The 14,238-nt window shown below is 64.4% G+C and carries 21 protein-coding genes; 3 read left to right on the top strand and 18 right to left on the bottom strand.

Features of this window, described 5'->3' with window-relative positions:
- The first annotated feature begins 169 nt into the window (after window positions 1–169).
- Window positions 170–337, top strand: a complete 168-nt coding sequence (locus tag LZC95_50200; protein ID WXA94578.1) for a hypothetical protein — start codon at window positions 170–172, stop codon at window positions 335–337.
- Here LZC95_50200 and LZC95_50195 read toward each other — a convergent pair.
- The 16 genes from LZC95_50195 to LZC95_50120 all read right to left on the bottom strand — a co-directional run bounded on the left by LZC95_50195 (window position 334) and on the right by LZC95_50120 (window position 11,916).
- Window positions 334–645 (bottom strand): hypothetical protein, encoded by a 312-nt coding sequence (locus LZC95_50195; protein WXA94577.1) that lies wholly within the window; start codon window positions 643–645, stop codon window positions 334–336. The genes LZC95_50200 and LZC95_50195 overlap by 4 nt on opposite strands.
- Window positions 642–1,088 carry a hypothetical protein gene (locus LZC95_50190; protein ID WXA94576.1) on the bottom strand — a complete coding sequence of 149 codons (447 nt, stop codon included), beginning with the start codon at window positions 1,086–1,088 and terminating at the stop codon, window positions 642–644. Before LZC95_50190 ends, LZC95_50195 begins: the two co-directional genes overlap by 4 nt.
- Window positions 1,089–1,098: 10 nt before the next feature.
- Complete coding sequence (locus LZC95_50185) at window positions 1,099–2,523, bottom strand: DUF2586 domain-containing protein (protein ID WXA94575.1); 1,425 nt, start codon at window positions 2,521–2,523, stop codon at window positions 1,099–1,101.
- The gene (locus tag LZC95_50180; protein ID WXA94574.1) at window positions 2,524–2,754 is read right to left on the bottom strand and encodes a hypothetical protein; all 231 of its coding nucleotides are present in this window, start codon (window positions 2,752–2,754) and stop codon (window positions 2,524–2,526) included.
- Between the two features lie 4 nt (window positions 2,755–2,758).
- Complete coding sequence (locus tag LZC95_50175) at window positions 2,759–3,262, bottom strand: hypothetical protein (GenBank protein ID WXA94573.1); 504 nt, start codon at window positions 3,260–3,262, stop codon at window positions 2,759–2,761.
- A complete protein-coding gene (locus LZC95_50170; GenBank protein WXA94572.1) occupies window positions 3,262–3,807 on the bottom strand; it encodes a phage virion morphogenesis protein in 546 nt (181 codons plus the stop codon). Before LZC95_50170 ends, LZC95_50175 begins: the two co-directional genes overlap by 1 nt.
- A complete protein-coding gene (locus LZC95_50165) occupies window positions 3,807–4,190 on the bottom strand; it encodes a DUF1320 domain-containing protein (GenBank protein ID WXA94571.1) in 384 nt (127 codons plus the stop codon). Before LZC95_50165 ends, LZC95_50170 begins: the two co-directional genes overlap by 1 nt.
- Window positions 4,187–4,459 carry a hypothetical protein gene (locus tag LZC95_50160; GenBank protein WXA94570.1) on the bottom strand — a complete coding sequence of 91 codons (273 nt, stop codon included), beginning with the start codon at window positions 4,457–4,459 and terminating at the stop codon, window positions 4,187–4,189. Before LZC95_50160 ends, LZC95_50165 begins: the two co-directional genes overlap by 4 nt.
- Window positions 4,456–5,370: a Mu-like prophage major head subunit gpT family protein gene (locus LZC95_50155; GenBank protein ID WXA94569.1), complete on the bottom strand. Its 915-nt coding sequence runs from the start codon at window positions 5,368–5,370 to the stop codon at window positions 4,456–4,458. Before LZC95_50155 ends, LZC95_50160 begins: the two co-directional genes overlap by 4 nt.
- A gap of 179 nt (window positions 5,371–5,549) precedes the next feature.
- Window positions 5,550–5,984: a hypothetical protein gene (locus LZC95_50150; protein ID WXA94568.1), complete on the bottom strand. Its 435-nt coding sequence runs from the start codon at window positions 5,982–5,984 to the stop codon at window positions 5,550–5,552.
- Entirely contained in the window at window positions 5,981–7,558 is a 1,578-nt protein-coding gene (locus LZC95_50145; GenBank protein ID WXA94567.1) for a phage protease, read from the bottom strand. The genes LZC95_50150 and LZC95_50145 overlap by 4 nt, the downstream gene beginning before the upstream one ends.
- On the bottom strand, window positions 7,555–8,235 hold the full coding sequence (locus LZC95_50140; GenBank protein ID WXB00286.1) for a phage head morphogenesis protein: 681 nt from the start codon (window positions 8,233–8,235) through the stop codon (window positions 7,555–7,557). The genes LZC95_50145 and LZC95_50140 overlap by 4 nt, the downstream gene beginning before the upstream one ends.
- Window positions 8,235–8,504 carry a hypothetical protein gene (locus LZC95_50135; protein ID WXA94566.1) on the bottom strand — a complete coding sequence of 90 codons (270 nt, stop codon included), beginning with the start codon at window positions 8,502–8,504 and terminating at the stop codon, window positions 8,235–8,237. Before LZC95_50135 ends, LZC95_50140 begins: the two co-directional genes overlap by 1 nt.
- 3 nt (window positions 8,505–8,507) lie before the next feature.
- The gene (locus LZC95_50130; protein WXA94565.1) at window positions 8,508–10,205 is read right to left on the bottom strand and encodes a DUF935 domain-containing protein; all 1,698 of its coding nucleotides are present in this window, start codon (window positions 10,203–10,205) and stop codon (window positions 8,508–8,510) included.
- A 49-nt stretch (window positions 10,206–10,254) separates the two neighbouring features.
- Window positions 10,255–11,592 carry a phage terminase large subunit gene (gene terL, locus LZC95_50125; GenBank protein ID WXA94564.1) on the bottom strand — a complete coding sequence of 446 codons (1,338 nt, stop codon included), beginning with the start codon at window positions 11,590–11,592 and terminating at the stop codon, window positions 10,255–10,257.
- Window positions 11,593–11,694: 102 nt separating this feature from the next.
- Window positions 11,695–11,916, bottom strand: a complete 222-nt coding sequence (locus LZC95_50120) for a hypothetical protein (protein WXA94563.1) — start codon at window positions 11,914–11,916, stop codon at window positions 11,695–11,697.
- Between the two features lie 444 nt (window positions 11,917–12,360).
- On the opposite strand from LZC95_50120, the gene LZC95_50115 reads away from it, so the two are divergent.
- Window positions 12,361–12,597: a hypothetical protein gene (locus LZC95_50115; GenBank protein ID WXA94562.1), complete on the top strand. Its 237-nt coding sequence runs from the start codon at window positions 12,361–12,363 to the stop codon at window positions 12,595–12,597.
- A gap of 105 nt (window positions 12,598–12,702) precedes the next feature.
- On the opposite strand, the gene LZC95_50110 is transcribed toward LZC95_50115, so the two are convergent.
- Together LZC95_50110 and LZC95_50105 are read right to left on the bottom strand one after the other, a co-directional pair.
- Entirely contained in the window at window positions 12,703–13,125 is a 423-nt protein-coding gene (locus LZC95_50110; protein ID WXA94561.1) for a hypothetical protein, read from the bottom strand.
- A 130-nt stretch (window positions 13,126–13,255) separates the two neighbouring features.
- A complete protein-coding gene (locus tag LZC95_50105; GenBank protein WXA94560.1) occupies window positions 13,256–13,483 on the bottom strand; it encodes a hypothetical protein in 228 nt (75 codons plus the stop codon).
- 326 nt (window positions 13,484–13,809) lie between these two features.
- Between LZC95_50105 and LZC95_50100 the strand changes: the two genes are divergently transcribed.
- Window positions 13,810–14,235 (top strand): hypothetical protein, encoded by a 426-nt coding sequence (locus LZC95_50100; protein ID WXA94559.1) that lies wholly within the window; start codon window positions 13,810–13,812, stop codon window positions 14,233–14,235.
- Window positions 14,236–14,238 lie beyond the last annotated feature (3 nt).

The following is a 14,238-nucleotide window of genomic DNA, read 5'->3' as shown; positions in this document are numbered from 1 at the left end:
GAGCCGAAACATGGCTTTCTGTGCGACGGGCGGGAGGCGCGAAAGTACGCGACCAATGCGCCCGCCATTGAGCGAACCGCCGAGGGACTTTTGGACGCCGTCGAGCGCCTTGCGGATCCGGGCCGCAGGTCCGCTCATCCGATCGACGAGCCGAAATACCCATTGGAACTTGTCGTCAGCCACGCTGGCCGAGAAGAGAGCGAGCCACCGCGCGCAAATGCAGGAGCACGTCGGCGGTCAGCAGGGCACCCGCGTGCGCCTGGGCGTTATCCTCGCCGAGGCGGAACGCGAGCAACGCGTCCCCGGCGACACCGACATCGCGATACGCGCGGTCTAGAATTTTTTTACAGTCACCGCGTCGTTGCCGCCGCGCAGCCAGTCCATCACCTCGCCCGAAACCTCATCGAGGATGAACCCTTCGTCGTCGTAGAGGCGATCGAGCTCCTCGCGCTCGGGGAACACGCAGATCGCGCGCACGAGCTTCTCCAGCGAGAGCGCGGGGCGCTTCGAGGTAGCATTCTCCAAGAAGGCGAGCCGCTCCCCGCGATTGGGCTTGCGGCAGTAGATCTCGACGGGCCCCTTCGAGAATGCCGCTCCGTTTGGATATTCCAGGCGAAGTTCCGCCAACTTCTGCTCGGTGATCACGCAGTTCTCCGTTGCTTGACGAGCGTGGCACCGCCAGGATGCACAACACGCTGCATTGAAATATCGACTTCCTTTTGGAGCGCGTCGCTGGAGTCGCCGGTGATCGTCGCGCTCGCCTTGGTCACGCGCACGTCGACAAACGTGTACGTGAGCATGGGCGCGTCGCCCTCCTGGACGTTCGCGACGACCTGAAAGGGGATTTCCCCGAATCCGTCTTTCGGCAACGCCGCGCGAAACTGCTCCCACGAGCGCAGAAGCATTTTGAGGCTTCCGCTGGCCTTGTGGCTGCCGCGCGTCTCGCCGAGGCGCTCACCGCCGCCGATTCCCCGCGGTTCTCCGGGTTCGCGGCTCTCTTCCCAGCTGATTTCTGTGATCCCGTCGTACCGGAGACCGCGCAGAATGATCTCCGCCGACGAGCTGTCGTCGATGAATAGAGTGGGCATTGTCGGTCCGTCAGGCGGCTTCGAGTTCGCGAATCGCCGGATTGGTCAGCGCAATGGTCGCGCGGATGACCTCGAGGTATCCCTTCGGCACGATCGCGATTTCGGCGCGCAGTTCGGCGGTCGAGAGGATATTATCCGTGCGGACGACGCGCGCCTGCACGTCGCTCACGTGCTGCGGCGTCGTGTTCACTAGGACGTCTTTCAACACGGCCTCAAGCTCGGTATCGATCGCCCTGGCGTCGCTCTCGAGAATGCGACCCGCTTTCGCGTCGCGTAGTGGGTAAACGCGCACGGAATCGTTTTCGTAGTCCAGCAGCCGGTCGTAAACCGCCGTGCATGCTACATCGGCGATGCGACCGAGCTGGATCTGCTGGTAGTCGGAGCCTGCCGGGGCCAGAAGACGGCCGCGCGTGATGTAATATCCCTGGCGCCCGACCCACGTTCGAAGCGTCGTAAATCGCGCAGCGTCCAAGCGCTCGGTGACCGCTTCGTCGCGGTAGATGCGACGCACCCCGATCAGCGAGCCCGAGGCGACTCGGCCGAGATGCTCCGAGAGCGGCGCCGCTCCAACGCGCGCCGCGACCGCAAAGCCCGAGGAGCGCTTGTACGCACGCAGCGAGACGGCGGACACGGTCTCGGCAAAGCCGGCGCATGCGCAGACCCGGCTCGCGGCGACGTTGCCGAAGGCGCTGACTAAGCTCGCGTCGGGAACGTCGGGCACATGGATGAGGGCGCGCAGCCAGCGCTTCTTGCTCGCCGCGATTTCCTGCAGCTTCACTTCGACCGATGCAGCCAAGGTGGCTGCGTCGATCGCCGTGGCCGGCGCCCCCACGATGTGCAGGATCCCGAAGCGCGGGGTCCCCGCCACGGCAGCGTCCAACGCGGCGACGAGATCCGTCACGTTCATGGCTGGTGCGAGCGAATTCCACGAGTACGTGTCGTTCGCCACGTAGGTCCCGGCGGGGAATGCGGCGGTGAGCCCCGTCCCGGGAATCGGATAGCTGGCCGCCGTCGTGATGACCGAGGAGAAATTGTCTCCGCCGTCCAGCGAGATGACGAACGTGGCGGTCCCCACGGCCCCATCCGAGACGATACGCACGACCCCCTGGTAATCGTCGAGCGGCGTGCCGGAAACGGCAACCAGCGGCCCGCTCCCCGAAGGGGTGACGACGCTGTTCGAACCTGCGACGCTCGTTTGAGGTCGAACGAGATACACCGAGCCATGCCCGTCGATCGACAACGCCAGGGCGGCGGCTTCTACACCGGGTCCCGTTCCCAGGTTGGAAACCAGATCCGAGATCGTCTGGTACGCATAAAATGTATTGGCGACCCCCTGTGACGTGACCCCGATCACGCACTGGGCGTTGGCCGCCGGACCTTCGACGATCCCGAGGCCGGGGTCGCGAATGGCGACGTTTACCGACGGAATAGGCATTTACGTCCGTCCAATGGTCATTTCGGCCGCAGCTTTCGCGGCGGCGTCGTACTCGTGCTCGGAGACGAGCTTGCCAATCGCCCAGTGCTGGCGGACTTTGAGCGCCGCGACCAGCCAAGTAGGTGTCCCCTTTGCCGCCGCCCACGATTCGATCGTCTGGACGTTCTCCAACGTCTCCCCGGAGACGGCGAGTTCGCCGCCCCCGAGATCATCCACATCCAATTTTGACATCGGGCTATCCTTTGAAGACCAAGAGATCGGGGGCTGGCGCGGTCTGCACGGCCACGGAGTGGACTGGCGCCGTCAGCGAGCTCGCGTCCTCGAGCGTCGGCAGATGCACTTCGAGCGCGGACTCCCAGATTTCGAACGTCACGATGAGGACGAAGCCGTGCTGCATCCAGGCTTGGTCGCCGGTGCGCGTGTCGCGCACGACGTACCGGCGTCCCCGAACGGCGCGGCGCATCGCGGTGAGCGCCGCCCTGCGAAGTTGCTCCGCGACGCGAAGGCTCGTTCCCCAGCAGTGGCACTCAACCGCCCACGCATCCAGCTGCAGCTCGCGCGTACTTGGGGCGCCGATCGTCTTATTTCGAGCCACACCCTCGCCCGTGGCGCCGAGCGGAACCCACACGAATCTGGGCGGATGATGATGGGTCGCCAGTTCTTTTTCGGTGGTGGCGATCGTCGCACCGGCCACCGTCGAGAGCAGCGTCGACGCTTCGTCGAGGATATCGGAGAGCACTATTTGAACTTTCGGACGGTGGCACGCGCCGCCCGTTGGAACGCACGCGCCCAAATGGGACCGAGTTTCCCCTCGGGTAGCATCATGCGCTGAGGGATGCGTCCGCCTCCGGCGCGGAAATTGAGTGCCCGAACGCGCACCGAACGGCCTCGACTCGCGGCCTTACTTCCGTGAGCGATGAAGCGCCCCCGCTTCGATACAGCCTGGAACCGGGTGCTCCCCTTGGTCCGCCCCTTCGTGCCGTGCTGGTGGTATGAGGCATACCGTACGTTCGTGCCGATTCGAAAACCGGTCGGCGTCACCACGGAGGTAAACGAGTTTCGGAGGCGGCCGGTGTCCAGTAGGGGCTTACCGTGCCGGCGTGCGAGAGGCTTCCACGCTTGCCCGTACGGATCGCGCGACTTCCGAAAGCCCAGTTGCAGCTGGGTCATCGCCTCCGCGGCGAGCCGTCGACTCGCTTCCTCGAGGAGCTCTCCAGAGGCGATCCGACGAAAGCGACCCCCCAGCTTCGCGAGGTCGGCGAACGAACCGCTCAGGGCGGCCATTACCAGCCTCGCTTCCGAGTCGTCATGACGGCCGGCGAGTTGATCACGGGGGGCGTCTCGGCCACCGCGATGGTGACGACGCCGGAGGAGACCGATTTGAGCCAACCAACCGCGCTTTCCGCGCGCAGGCGGAGCGTCTCATCGATTCCGTCGGGGTACACGCCGTGCGACGCCATCAGGTCGTACGCGGCGAGCAAGCACACATTGCGGCGCAGGTCGTCGTCCCAGTCAGCGAGCGGCAGCGAATACCGCGATCGTAGGTAGCCGTCGGCCGTCGCGCTGGCACCGCGAAGGGCGCGCTCCTGTTGCTCGTCGGTGAACACGGCGAGGGCCTGGGCGGTCAGCCCGTACTGCGCGAGGTCCGCGCGCGTTGCGTAGTTCACGTCGAGCTACGAGCGGGCGGCGAATCGGGCTTGGTTTCCCGCCGGGCCTGGGGAAGCGGTGGCGGCGGAGATGGCCTGCGCGGAGCGTCGTCGTCCCCGGCGTCGGCGCTGCGCCCAAGCACCTCCACGGCGAGGTTTCGCTCCGCCTCCAGGACTTTCAGCGTGTCCTCGTCCACCTCCGTCTCGAGCGCGGAACCGGGCCAGAATCGACCTGCACGAAAAAATCCGTCGGCCGGAAATGCGCGGACGCGAACGCGCACCGCGCTCATCCCACACCTTTGGCTGCGAGGAACCAGAGCGCGTAACCGGCGTTGCCGCGGGCATGGACGCCAAATAGGTATTCGCGCCTCTGAAATACATTCAAATCGTTCGGATTATTCAGATACGTAAACTGTGGCGCCTCTCGCAATTGAAATACGAACGGTTTGATCGGACGCGAGACGTCGAGCAGGTACCACGACGTCGGCTGGATCGAGAGCTGGGGGACCACCAGGAGTTCCGCCGAGCCCTTGTAGACGTTGGTCTGCGGAGCAGTACCCTGGACGTTCGGAATCATGTCCGCGTTCAAAATCAGCCGGCCAACCTGCTCGAGCTGCGGGGGAACGACCAAGAGCTTCGGGACGACGTACAGAGGCTTCTGGTCCTCTCCCCGAAAGGACATCATCGCCGAGCGGACTTTTGCGTAGTTCTCCGACGTGAGAGGGGTATTCGGGAAGAAGTTCTGCTGCGTTCCGAGCTCCGGCTTCCGCCGGTCGACGGGGTGATCGACGTCAAAGAAGTTCTGCCCGTCGAAGCAGAGCGTGTTCTCGCCGCCCTCGAGCAGGATCGTCATGAGGTCGTCCGGCCACAGCCGAGACTGCAACCCCATTTCGTCTACAATTGGATTGAAAAGGCCGACGCTGTCGTCTTCGACCATGTTTCTGTCCAATTTTTCGGTCAGCTCGTAATCCTTATTTACGAGTACGTACCCATACGTGGCGACGTTTTGCGCGACCCTCTCGCCTAACCACTCCCTCAATCTTGGCAGCTTCGCCATCCACGCGTACGTCTGCTGTGTCGTTTTGCTGGGGACTTCCGTGGCCACCTGCTGGTACCAAGGCGATGCGCCTTGGTACGCCAATTGAAACCTAATATCAAATGCGTTAAAAATGTAATTGAGATTTGATTGCGTTACTTGCATGGACCTGTCCCCGAGGTCCACACACCGGGGACCCCTGCGCGTTCGCGGCGAACTGCCGGCGACTCAAGTCCGCGCGGCGCGGACGACAAAATTCGGATTTCTGAGGCGCGGCATCCGCGCGCACGATGAAACAAACCGGGTGACCGGTTTGTCATGAGACGATTTAGGGGCTTTCGGTCCTACAGACCGAGGCCAAGGAGCGCCCAGACGCCGCCATCGAGCGGGTCGACGTCCATGATGGTGCCCGCCCGCGAGCGCTTGCCCGCATCGTCGGTGAGCGCGAGTGTCTGGTCGTCGACGAGGTAGCAGTTCGCACCGGCGTTCACGCGCCCGATCGCATCAGGGCCCGCGGAATTGCCGTACTTGAAAACCCCCATGCGAATCGACACCTCCAGCGCACCGGCCACGCCGTCGCGATTGTCGACGGTCCGCTCGACGCGACCCAGCACGACGAGTCCCGTTCCCGTCTGCCCCGGCACCACGAATCCAGCCCTAAGGACCGCGATCGCTCCCTGATTCAGGAGTACGCCGGCTGCCGCGGGGCGGGATACGAGTTGCGGGATGGTGTCGACGCCGTATTGCGGCGTGTTTCGCTCTTGCGTGGTGGCGCTCACTGGACCTCCTTCGCCACGTTGCCCGTGGACTTGTGCCGCGCGTACATGGCGGGGGAGACGCCCGTGAGCTCGCAGACGCGCAGCTCGTCGGCGCTCAGGGTGATCACCTGGCCGTTGTCCGACGTCGGCGGTGGCTTTACGGTCTGATTCATCGCGACGATCGGCGGCGCCTGTTCGACGTAGGCGCGCAGCTGCGCCAGGTCTTGTCGACCAAGGCCAAGGGCCCACTTGCGCATGGCGGGCGCAATCTTCCCGGCGCGAATCGCGCTCGCGACGACCTGTCGAACCTTCGCCACCCGGATCGTCCCCTCGAGCTTCTGGATGCGAGCGGAGAGTTGCGTCACTTGCTGGCGCGCGTCACGGTGCGCGCGAAGGGCGCCGATGATCTCCGAAGGAGTCGTTCGACCGGTGAACTCCCGGGCCGCCGCAACGATGGCGAGATGGGAGGCGTCGGTGCTCAAGGAGGTTGCTGCCGCCGGATCCGGGTCTGCGAGACGCGAAGCCTTCTTTTTGGCTTTCGGTGGAAGTTCTTCCTCTTCGTCGTCGTCCTCTTCGTCGCTGGAATCGTCGGCCTCGTCCTCGGCCGCGAGCTCCTCGTCGTCCGACATCTCCTCTGCCTCGTCGTCTTCGACGGGGGGCTTTCGTCCCTTGAGTTCCGTCACCGATTCATCTTCCGTGAGGCTTTCGTCATCGGCTTCGTCGAGCTCTGTTTCCGTATTTGTAATCCCACTATTCTGCTTAGCCATTGTGGCGTTCTCCTGCTGGACCCACGGCGGGGAAACGCCGAGCTCCTGGTAGTGACCGGCGAGATGTGCCCGCACGGCATCGAGATCCGAGGCGGGCAAGTCGACGCCCCCTCTCGAGAGCAGCGCGCCCGCGGCGAGCACGCCCTCGCGCGACGTCACCATGCGTCCGCCCCTCACGTCGTGGTGCGGCAGCATGTATGCGTAGAAGTGGTTCGCGGCTTCCGCGTCGACCCACCCGAAGCCCAGGGCGAACTTGGCCCAATCGATGAGCGGCTTGCGGTTGTTGCCGTTCGTCGAGGCCCAATGACGGAGCCGGGTGAGCGCGGCCTTCGCGTCCCACGGCTCATTCACGATCGGGTACGCCGAGAACGGCACGGCCGATGCGGCGACCAATGGTTGCATGTGGCGCGTCGCGGGAATGTTCGTGAGCGCCAGATTGATGACCGAGAGGACGCGACGCGTCTCGGGGTCGGGGATGAACGCGGGAGAAAAATAGCGCCATTCGCGATTGCGGATGGCCTCCGCCGCTGGGGGCGTCCAGCGAACATTGATGGCCCACAGGCCATCGGGGCGAACTTCGAGCTGAAACCATCCCGCCGCCCGGCCATCCCCCGCGCGGGCGTCGGGGTCGACCGCCTTGTGGTCGTAGTCGATGCAGAGGTCGTTGCCCTGTACCTCGTAATCGGCAATGACGGATTCCGCGGCTTCGTCGTCGAAGAGGAACTGGCCTTTCGACGTGTCGTTCCATCCCGTTTGGAATATGCGAAACTCCGTCGGCAGCGCCTCCTCGGGCAGTGCCTGTGCGGAGAGATAGACCCGCTCAATCATCGATGTTTGGCTTCGAATTGCGCCCAAAGCTCGGGCGGGTAGCCCTGTTCCTTCGGCGCCCAATCGTGGGCGGGGGACGCGAGGCCAAAGCCGCTGGACGCTTTGGCTTTCGGTGCCACGGAGACGCCCCCGAGTTCGTGCGCCTGCTCGGCCGTCAGCGTGGTGAAGCTGCTCCTGCACTGGTGGTGCAGCGGCGGCTGGTGCTCGCGCCACCACGCATCATCTGCGGGTCGGACCGTGCCATCGCATTCTTCGCAAATCTCCGACGTTCTCGCATCGAGGATCGCGTCAAAGAGCCAAAACGGGCGCTCGGCGAGAACATCGGGCTCGGTCGCGCGTGCATACCGCCCGGCCCCGTACGCAATCTGCAGGTTCGTTCGGAAGATGACTTCGAGGCGCGCCGCGGGATTTGCGACGGTGCCCTGCCACGCGCGTTCGAGCCCATCGCCGACGCTCCGTTTGAAGTCCTCGAAGGGGAGGCCCTGTTTCAGTGCCGAGTCGACCGCGTCCCAGACCTGGGTGACGAGATCGAGCTGGGTCACATTCGCAACGGTGAAAGCCTTCTTCTGCGCGGCCTCGGTCAGCGCATCCCACGCCTGCTTTGACAACGGAGCGCGGGCACGGTGCCAGGCGATTGCCTCGTCGAAATCGAGGGGATCAGTCGAGACGGACCACATCACCAGAACGCGGTTAGCTTTTGCGCGGTGGTGCCCGCCGCGGAGAGCTTCACCGCCTGCACGTGGATGGTCTCCCCCGCGAGCAAGGCTGGGAGCACGGTCGCGATCCCGCTCGCGCAAACGACCGCGAGGTCACCGGCGGTACCCACTCGAATCGCCGTGCAAGCGGCTCCACCTTCGGCCTGGAGGTCCACATCGGTGACGAGCGCGCCCGCGAGCGCGTAACTTCGCGCCGAATGCGCGGCGTCCATCACGGCATGTCGAGGCACGGCTCAAAGCTCCTGCTGCACGGCGGTGCGACCCGCCAGGCCTGCCATCGTGATGGCCCTCGAGGTCAGGTTCGCAAACGCGGATGGGTCCATCTGCTCGTGCACGCGGCGAAGGCCTTCGCGGACGGCATCGAAGCTGTCGGCGTTTTGCACGGCGGAGAGAACGCTTGCGACGTCCTGCCCCAGGAGCCGCGCGGCGCGGGCTCGCGCGCGATCGGCGAGCGCGTCGACGTACCGCTGGGCGTCAACGCGCGGTACGCCCCGCGCGGGGCGGCCCAAGTGGACAGCGTGTGCGTCCGCCGGGAGTGCCGCCGCGCCGACGCTCGGCGCCGAGGCGGCCGACACGACCGGAATCGTGTCACCACCGGCGATCGGCGGAAGACGAAGGCGCGCGCGCGCCTCGTTCACGGTCATAATTCCGTATTGGAAGATGGTTGGATCGAGTGCTCCAAGAGCGACGGGCTGCTCGGTGTCCAAGAGAGGGATGTCGAAGCGCTCGGCGAGTGCGCGAATATCGATGGGTACCCCGGAGGACAGGAGCTTGGCGACTGCGTCGGCGAACGCCTGCAGAGTTGCCGCAGCTTCCTTGCGGTCCTCGGGCGGGGTTGCGTCCCACGAAGGCCATGGCGCAAGGTCGGGGTTGCCGAAGTTGAACGCGGCCCACGGACGCAGAAGTTGCGAATGCAACGCCGTGGCGAGCGTCTCGGCGTCCGCCTCGAGGTAGTCCTGCCGCACCTGCTGGTGAGCGCCAGCTGCCGCGAACGACCCACCCTGCACCTCGGTCGACAGATTCTGACCAAGAATTGCGCATGCGATGTTCGTGTCGCATTTCGTGATCAGCCGATCGAACGCTTCCCAGTTTCCGGCGGCGGCCTCGATCAGATCGATGCCGAACGATTGGCCGTCGAGACCTTGCGGGAGCTGAATGGTGGTTTCAGTCCCCATATTCGCGATCTGGAGATAGAAGTTGTTCTTGTCGCTCTCGCTCGCGGTGGCTGGGACCTTTGCGCCCTTAATCGGCATCCCGTGCGCTTCGCTGTATCGGGCCCAGTCACGGTGCGCGTATTGCCGCACGAGCCAGGGGATCGCCACAGCACGGACGGCCCCCGCCATCCAACCGCGGTAGGCGCCCCGAGGCGCGTATAGAATCCACTTGCCGTTCCCCGGCTCAACGTCGACGGCGCCGTCCTGCGTAAATACGACGTAACACCGCTTGTCGAGCCGGTAGTAGACGAGTTGCGGGTGCCAAGTGCGCAGGGTGGGCCACCAGCGTCCGCGCTTGCTCGTCCACACGACCTCCGCGAGCGCGAAGCCGAGCATGATCGCCCAAGAGAGAAACTCCGCGGTTTGCGGTGCGGGGCAAACGTCCCACCAGATCTCTTCGAGCTCGCGTGCGGCGCGCCGTGCCTTGCGCGGGTCCACGCCCTCTGCAGGGGCAACCTCGAACGGGAGGCCCAGCATGCCGAGCACGCGCGTGCTGACAACCGATTGCACGCGGTCGTCGCCCAGTGCCGCATCGGCGAGCTGCGCCGACCGCGCAAAATTGCCGAGGACGTGGCTGGCGAGGGCGTCGCGCACATCGGGCACGTTCCAATCCGTCCACAGCGCGATGGGGAGATCGCGATAGACGCGTTGGTCCGGCCGCCGAGGCAACTTGGGCGGCGCAGGGACATACGCCGGGGGGACGTCGGTATTGCTCAAGGATGAAGGGGGCGTGGGGCCGCGTGCGTCGCGCGGGGACACTTGATGGTCACATCCGCGTGTGCGGCGCGTACCGACGGAAGCGCGGGTCGATCGCCGGAGCGATCGCTGTGGTTAAGGCGCTAAAAGCACCGGAAAACGAGTCTACCTGATCGTCGAAGTTCCCTTCCGGGAACGCCTCGAGCTCCTGAACGAAAGCCTCGTTCCACGCCCCGCGCAGGAGCCGCACGTTCCCGCCCTCCGCTTGCGCGGAGACGGGCTGTGCGCGAACGACCTTGTCCTTGCTCACGCGGAACTTCCGAACGTTGTGCCCGGCGAGCAGGCGCACGTACGAGTCGGCTTCAAACACCCCAGCGGAACCCGGGTCCTGTTCGATGCCGATCATGGTCGCGCGTCCGTCGAGTTCCGCGGTGCCGAGAATCGTTGCCTGCACCTCGCGCGGGGTCCCGCGCAATCGTACCACGTCTTCGACGATGAAGAGACCGTCGGCGCGTGCTACGCGGATACCTACCGTCCAATCACCTTTGCCCGCCGACGCCGCGCGGTCCCAGTAACGGACGCGGAATGCGGCGGCAGGAGCAAGGTCAATAATCGGGAGCCAGGCCCGTTTGAATAAAAGCCCTTTTGCGGGGCGAGCGAGCCAGTTTCCATCGAGAAGTTGGGCCCTTGTGAGGGGATCGAGGCCCTTTAGTCGCTCGATGTAATCGGTATTGGAGAGGTACGGGTTGTCGGAAACCTTGGACGGGATGAAGACTCTCGACAGAGCACCCGGGGATTCGCGGGTGCACCATTGCTCGCCGTCGTCCGTGTTCCGATAGTGCAGCGTTTCGCCGGCCCCCGCGTGCACCGTGCACTTCGGGTCCAGCCACGGTCCCCACCGGCGAAACACCCATTCGTGGCCGGAGCCGCCCGGGTTCGTTGCCGCCCGAACGCGGATCGGCAGCCCCTTCGAGCTTCGCGCTCGAGAGAGCATGTAGACGTACTGCCGCTCGGAGAAGAGTGTGAGCTCGTCGAAGCCCAAGAATTGCCATTCCGAGCTCTGGTAGCTGTAGACGTCGTGTTCGTGCTCCAGATGGCCGAAGGCGATACGCGCTCCCGACGGGAACGCCCAATATCGCTTGTCCTCGCGGTATTTCGCCGACGGAAAGGCCAGCGGATAGAGCTGCCGGGAGCGGTCGATGAGCGAGCGCTCCAGCTCGGGAAACGTCCGGCGCAAGAGCAGCCCTCGGAACGAGGGCTCGCTCACCCACCGCAACGGGGCCACGAGCAACGCCTCGGTTTTGCTCCCGCCGGCAGCCCCACCGAAGAGCACCTCGTACGCGGCTGACGATAGGAATCGAGTCTGCGGGCCTGGAATCGGCCGCCACGTCGGCTGCTCGTCGCTCACGATGGGTCGTCGGAAACACGCTCACGGCGCCCAGCCGGCGTGCGAGGCGGCGCGGGTCGACGGGCACGGCCATCCGCACGTGCCCGTCGCGCGCGTCAAGCATTAGGTCTTTGGGTCCAGGCTCACGAAACGATGGCTTTCCATTTTGCCCGTCAGGGTCACGGAGCCATCGGGCTGAACGTGGCCAACGAGCTCCCCGCGGCGGTAGATTTCTCCGCCCACCACGGCCACATCGTGCCGGGCCCCGAAGGCGTATCCCCCAAAAACGAAGCTGTAGATTTCGTAGGTGAGCTCGTGCGTCGTCGTCGCGATGTCGTTGTTCATGCATCGCGGTAATGCAGCTGGTGTGCCTGATCTGGGCATCGCAATCGGTGCGACAGCCAAACGTGTCGCAAACGAAGGTGTGATTCCGGAATCAGGCTTTCCGCCCGGCATTCGAAATTGCCGGAGGATTTGCTATGATTCTACAATCAGCCGAGCGCAAAGAAAGCGCATTCCTCGATTCCTGTGTTGGCGAAGGGAGCGTCAACGTTCCGGCCAGGGGAACGTCCGGACCCGGCCGCGCTTTATCTGCGTCGCCCTGATTCACGAATCATAGCGAAATCTTCGGCAAATACGCGATGCCACCAAGAAACCCTGATTTAATTGTCCGATATCGCTCGGGCGTCCCGTGCGATATTCCGGAGAATACGCCAGCGCGAACTGGAACGGCATCTGCATATACATCACAGCATGAACAGCGAAAACAGCCGACGACGAAATCGATTCATGCCCGCAGTGTCGCTTGATGGTTGCGAAGACCTGGACGAGGATGGATTCGCGGGCCTAATCGCGGACGCGATCAACGCCTACGTGGACCAAGCCAAGGACGCTCCCGACACCAACGTCTCGAACACGAGCGAAACTTTTCCTACCTTGCCGTATGCAACTTCCGCCCACCTGCGCGTGCGCATTGGCAACGCGGAGTTCCTGGTGGCGGTCAGCCAGGTCGACGCACGCAAATAGGTCGAGGGTGGCGAGCCGCCGGCTCGGCGTGCTCTGCGCAGAACCAGAAATCGGTTCCAGCGTGAAGCGCGCCCGAGCTCCGGGGGAAGCCTTTATTTGGCTCGCCTAGCCGGTGCGGTCGTCCTCGGGGGGGAGCATCACGATTCCGGCCTTGACCGCGATCGGACCTCCATCGGCCCCGGTGAGTTCGTGCTTGTCGCGGCGCCCCCATCTCTCGGGAAAACGCCGCTCGAGGCGCCATGCAGCGGCGACCCAGATCTTCGGGTCCGCGGCGGCCTTCGCGATCAACGCAACGTCTCGCGCCTCGGATTCCGCGATGGCCTTCTCCGTGGCCAACGCGAACGAGACGAAGGGCTCGGACGCTTCGTCGTGCGCGATCTTCAGCCAGTCGTAATACGTGCTCTTGTGGATCCCGACGATTCGGCACGCGACTTCGACGTAGTTGCCCGCGCGCAGGACGGCGACGAACCTCTCCTGCAGCTCCGGCGTGAGTTTCGCCGCGGTATTGCCCACTTTTGCTCGAGGCATGAATTTGGATGAGCGCCCGTTCGAACGGCGCGGTGCAGCCGGGGCCCTGCAGCCGGCAGCGACGGGGCGGTGGCCGCTGTTGGGCGGCTACCTGGCGGGGCGGCGGCCCTCCACCCGGGCGCGCGGTGGGCTACTTCGCCACGCAGCTCGTGAACCGCGCGCTCGCGAGGTCGCCCCCGCGAAGCGTGCCCGTGCCGTCCGCGAACACGCGACCGACATATCGACCGTCCCGGTACATCTTCGTGTCAACAACCGTCACGTCCCAGCACTGCTTGAACCACCAGGACCCGTGCAGGCTGCTGTAGATCGAGATCGTCAGAACGTGGGTAGCGGCCTGCGGGGCGACGTCGTTGTTCATGCATCCCAACGATGCAGTGAGTGTGCCACACGCGAAGATATCAAATTGCCCGCAATCGAAGCCAAGCTATGATTCCGGAATCATAGCGCCTCGGCAGATTCCGCGAATTGCCGGAGATTTGCTATGATTCAGGAATCAGGGAGCCGCAAATAAAGCGCAAGGGCGTCGCCTGTGCAGGCGATTACCCTGACTGGAATTGGGCCGCTGGAGAATTTGCGCTGGCCGGTGCCGTTTTTGGTCGGGGATAATATCGAGCGAATCGGCCGTCGAGCCCTTGATGAAGATCGAATCGAAACTCAATCATCATTACCGGAAAGGATATCGTAATGGGTATTGTCCTCCGTATCGGCGAACAGGCGGCGATTACATCCGATGACGAGCTGGTCGCGAACTTCTCGCGTCCCGATGCGCGTACGTTCGGCGATGACGACACGCTTATTGATTGGCAGAAGAACACCCTCTGGATGGACTACGGCACATGGGGGCGATTCTGCCGGCGCACGGGGTTGCGCAGCCTCTTTCACGACGAGGAGGTCGGGCTGCTCCGAAACGACCCGGGATACGTTGTTCTTGAGCAGGGCCACTACGACATCTTGGCTGCCGCGCTTGCACGGTGGCAGAAGGCGCACCCGAACGCCACCCCCGGGCTGAATAGCGGGCAAGACCGGATTCTCGCGTATCTTTTGTGGTTCGAGAGCTGGATGGCTTGGGCGCTCGAGGGGTGCGCACAGGGCGCGATCGCGCTCGAGTAGCCG

This window comes from Sorangiineae bacterium MSr12523, from assembly GCA_037157775.1.
GTDB classification, from domain to species: Bacteria; Myxococcota_A; Polyangia; order Polyangiales; family Polyangiaceae; genus Pendulispora; species Pendulispora brunnea.
This window is presented reverse-complemented; position numbering and strand designations above follow the sequence as displayed.

Excerpts from the sequence above, each read along its gene's own strand:
- LZC95_50140 (WXB00286.1), bottom strand. The coding sequence starts at position 8,235 with ATGTGGTCCGTCTCGACTGATCCCCTCGATTTCGACGAGGCAATCGCC.
- LZC95_50180 (WXA94574.1), bottom strand. The coding sequence starts at position 2,754 with ATGTCAAAATTGGATGTGGATGATCTCGGGGGCGGCGAACTCGCCGTC.
- LZC95_50100 (WXA94559.1), top strand. The coding sequence starts at position 13,810 with ATGGGTATTGTCCTCCGTATCGGCGAACAGGCGGCGATTACATCCGAT.
- LZC95_50160 (WXA94570.1), bottom strand. The coding sequence starts at position 4,459 with ATGAGCGCGGTGCGCGTTCGCGTCCGCGCATTTCCGGCCGACGGATTT.
- LZC95_50190 (WXA94576.1), bottom strand. The coding sequence starts at position 1,088 with ATGCCCACTCTATTCATCGACGACAGCTCGTCGGCGGAGATCATTCTG.
- LZC95_50105 (WXA94560.1), bottom strand. The coding sequence starts at position 13,483 with ATGAACAACGACGTCGCCCCGCAGGCCGCTACCCACGTTCTGACGATC.
- LZC95_50115 (WXA94562.1), top strand. The coding sequence starts at position 12,361 with ATGCCCGCAGTGTCGCTTGATGGTTGCGAAGACCTGGACGAGGATGGA.
- LZC95_50110 (WXA94561.1), bottom strand. The coding sequence starts at position 13,125 with ATGCCTCGAGCAAAAGTGGGCAATACCGCGGCGAAACTCACGCCGGAG.
- LZC95_50185 (WXA94575.1), bottom strand. The coding sequence starts at position 2,523 with ATGCCTATTCCGTCGGTAAACGTCGCCATTCGCGACCCCGGCCTCGGG.
- LZC95_50170 (WXA94572.1), bottom strand. The coding sequence starts at position 3,807 with ATGGCCGCCCTGAGCGGTTCGTTCGCCGACCTCGCGAAGCTGGGGGGT.
- LZC95_50145 (WXA94567.1), bottom strand. The coding sequence starts at position 7,558 with ATGATTGAGCGGGTCTATCTCTCCGCACAGGCACTGCCCGAGGAGGCG.
- LZC95_50155 (WXA94569.1), bottom strand. The coding sequence starts at position 5,370 with ATGCAAGTAACGCAATCAAATCTCAATTACATTTTTAACGCATTTGAT.
- LZC95_50120 (WXA94563.1), bottom strand. The coding sequence starts at position 11,916 with ATGAACAACGACATCGCGACGACGACGCACGAGCTCACCTACGAAATC.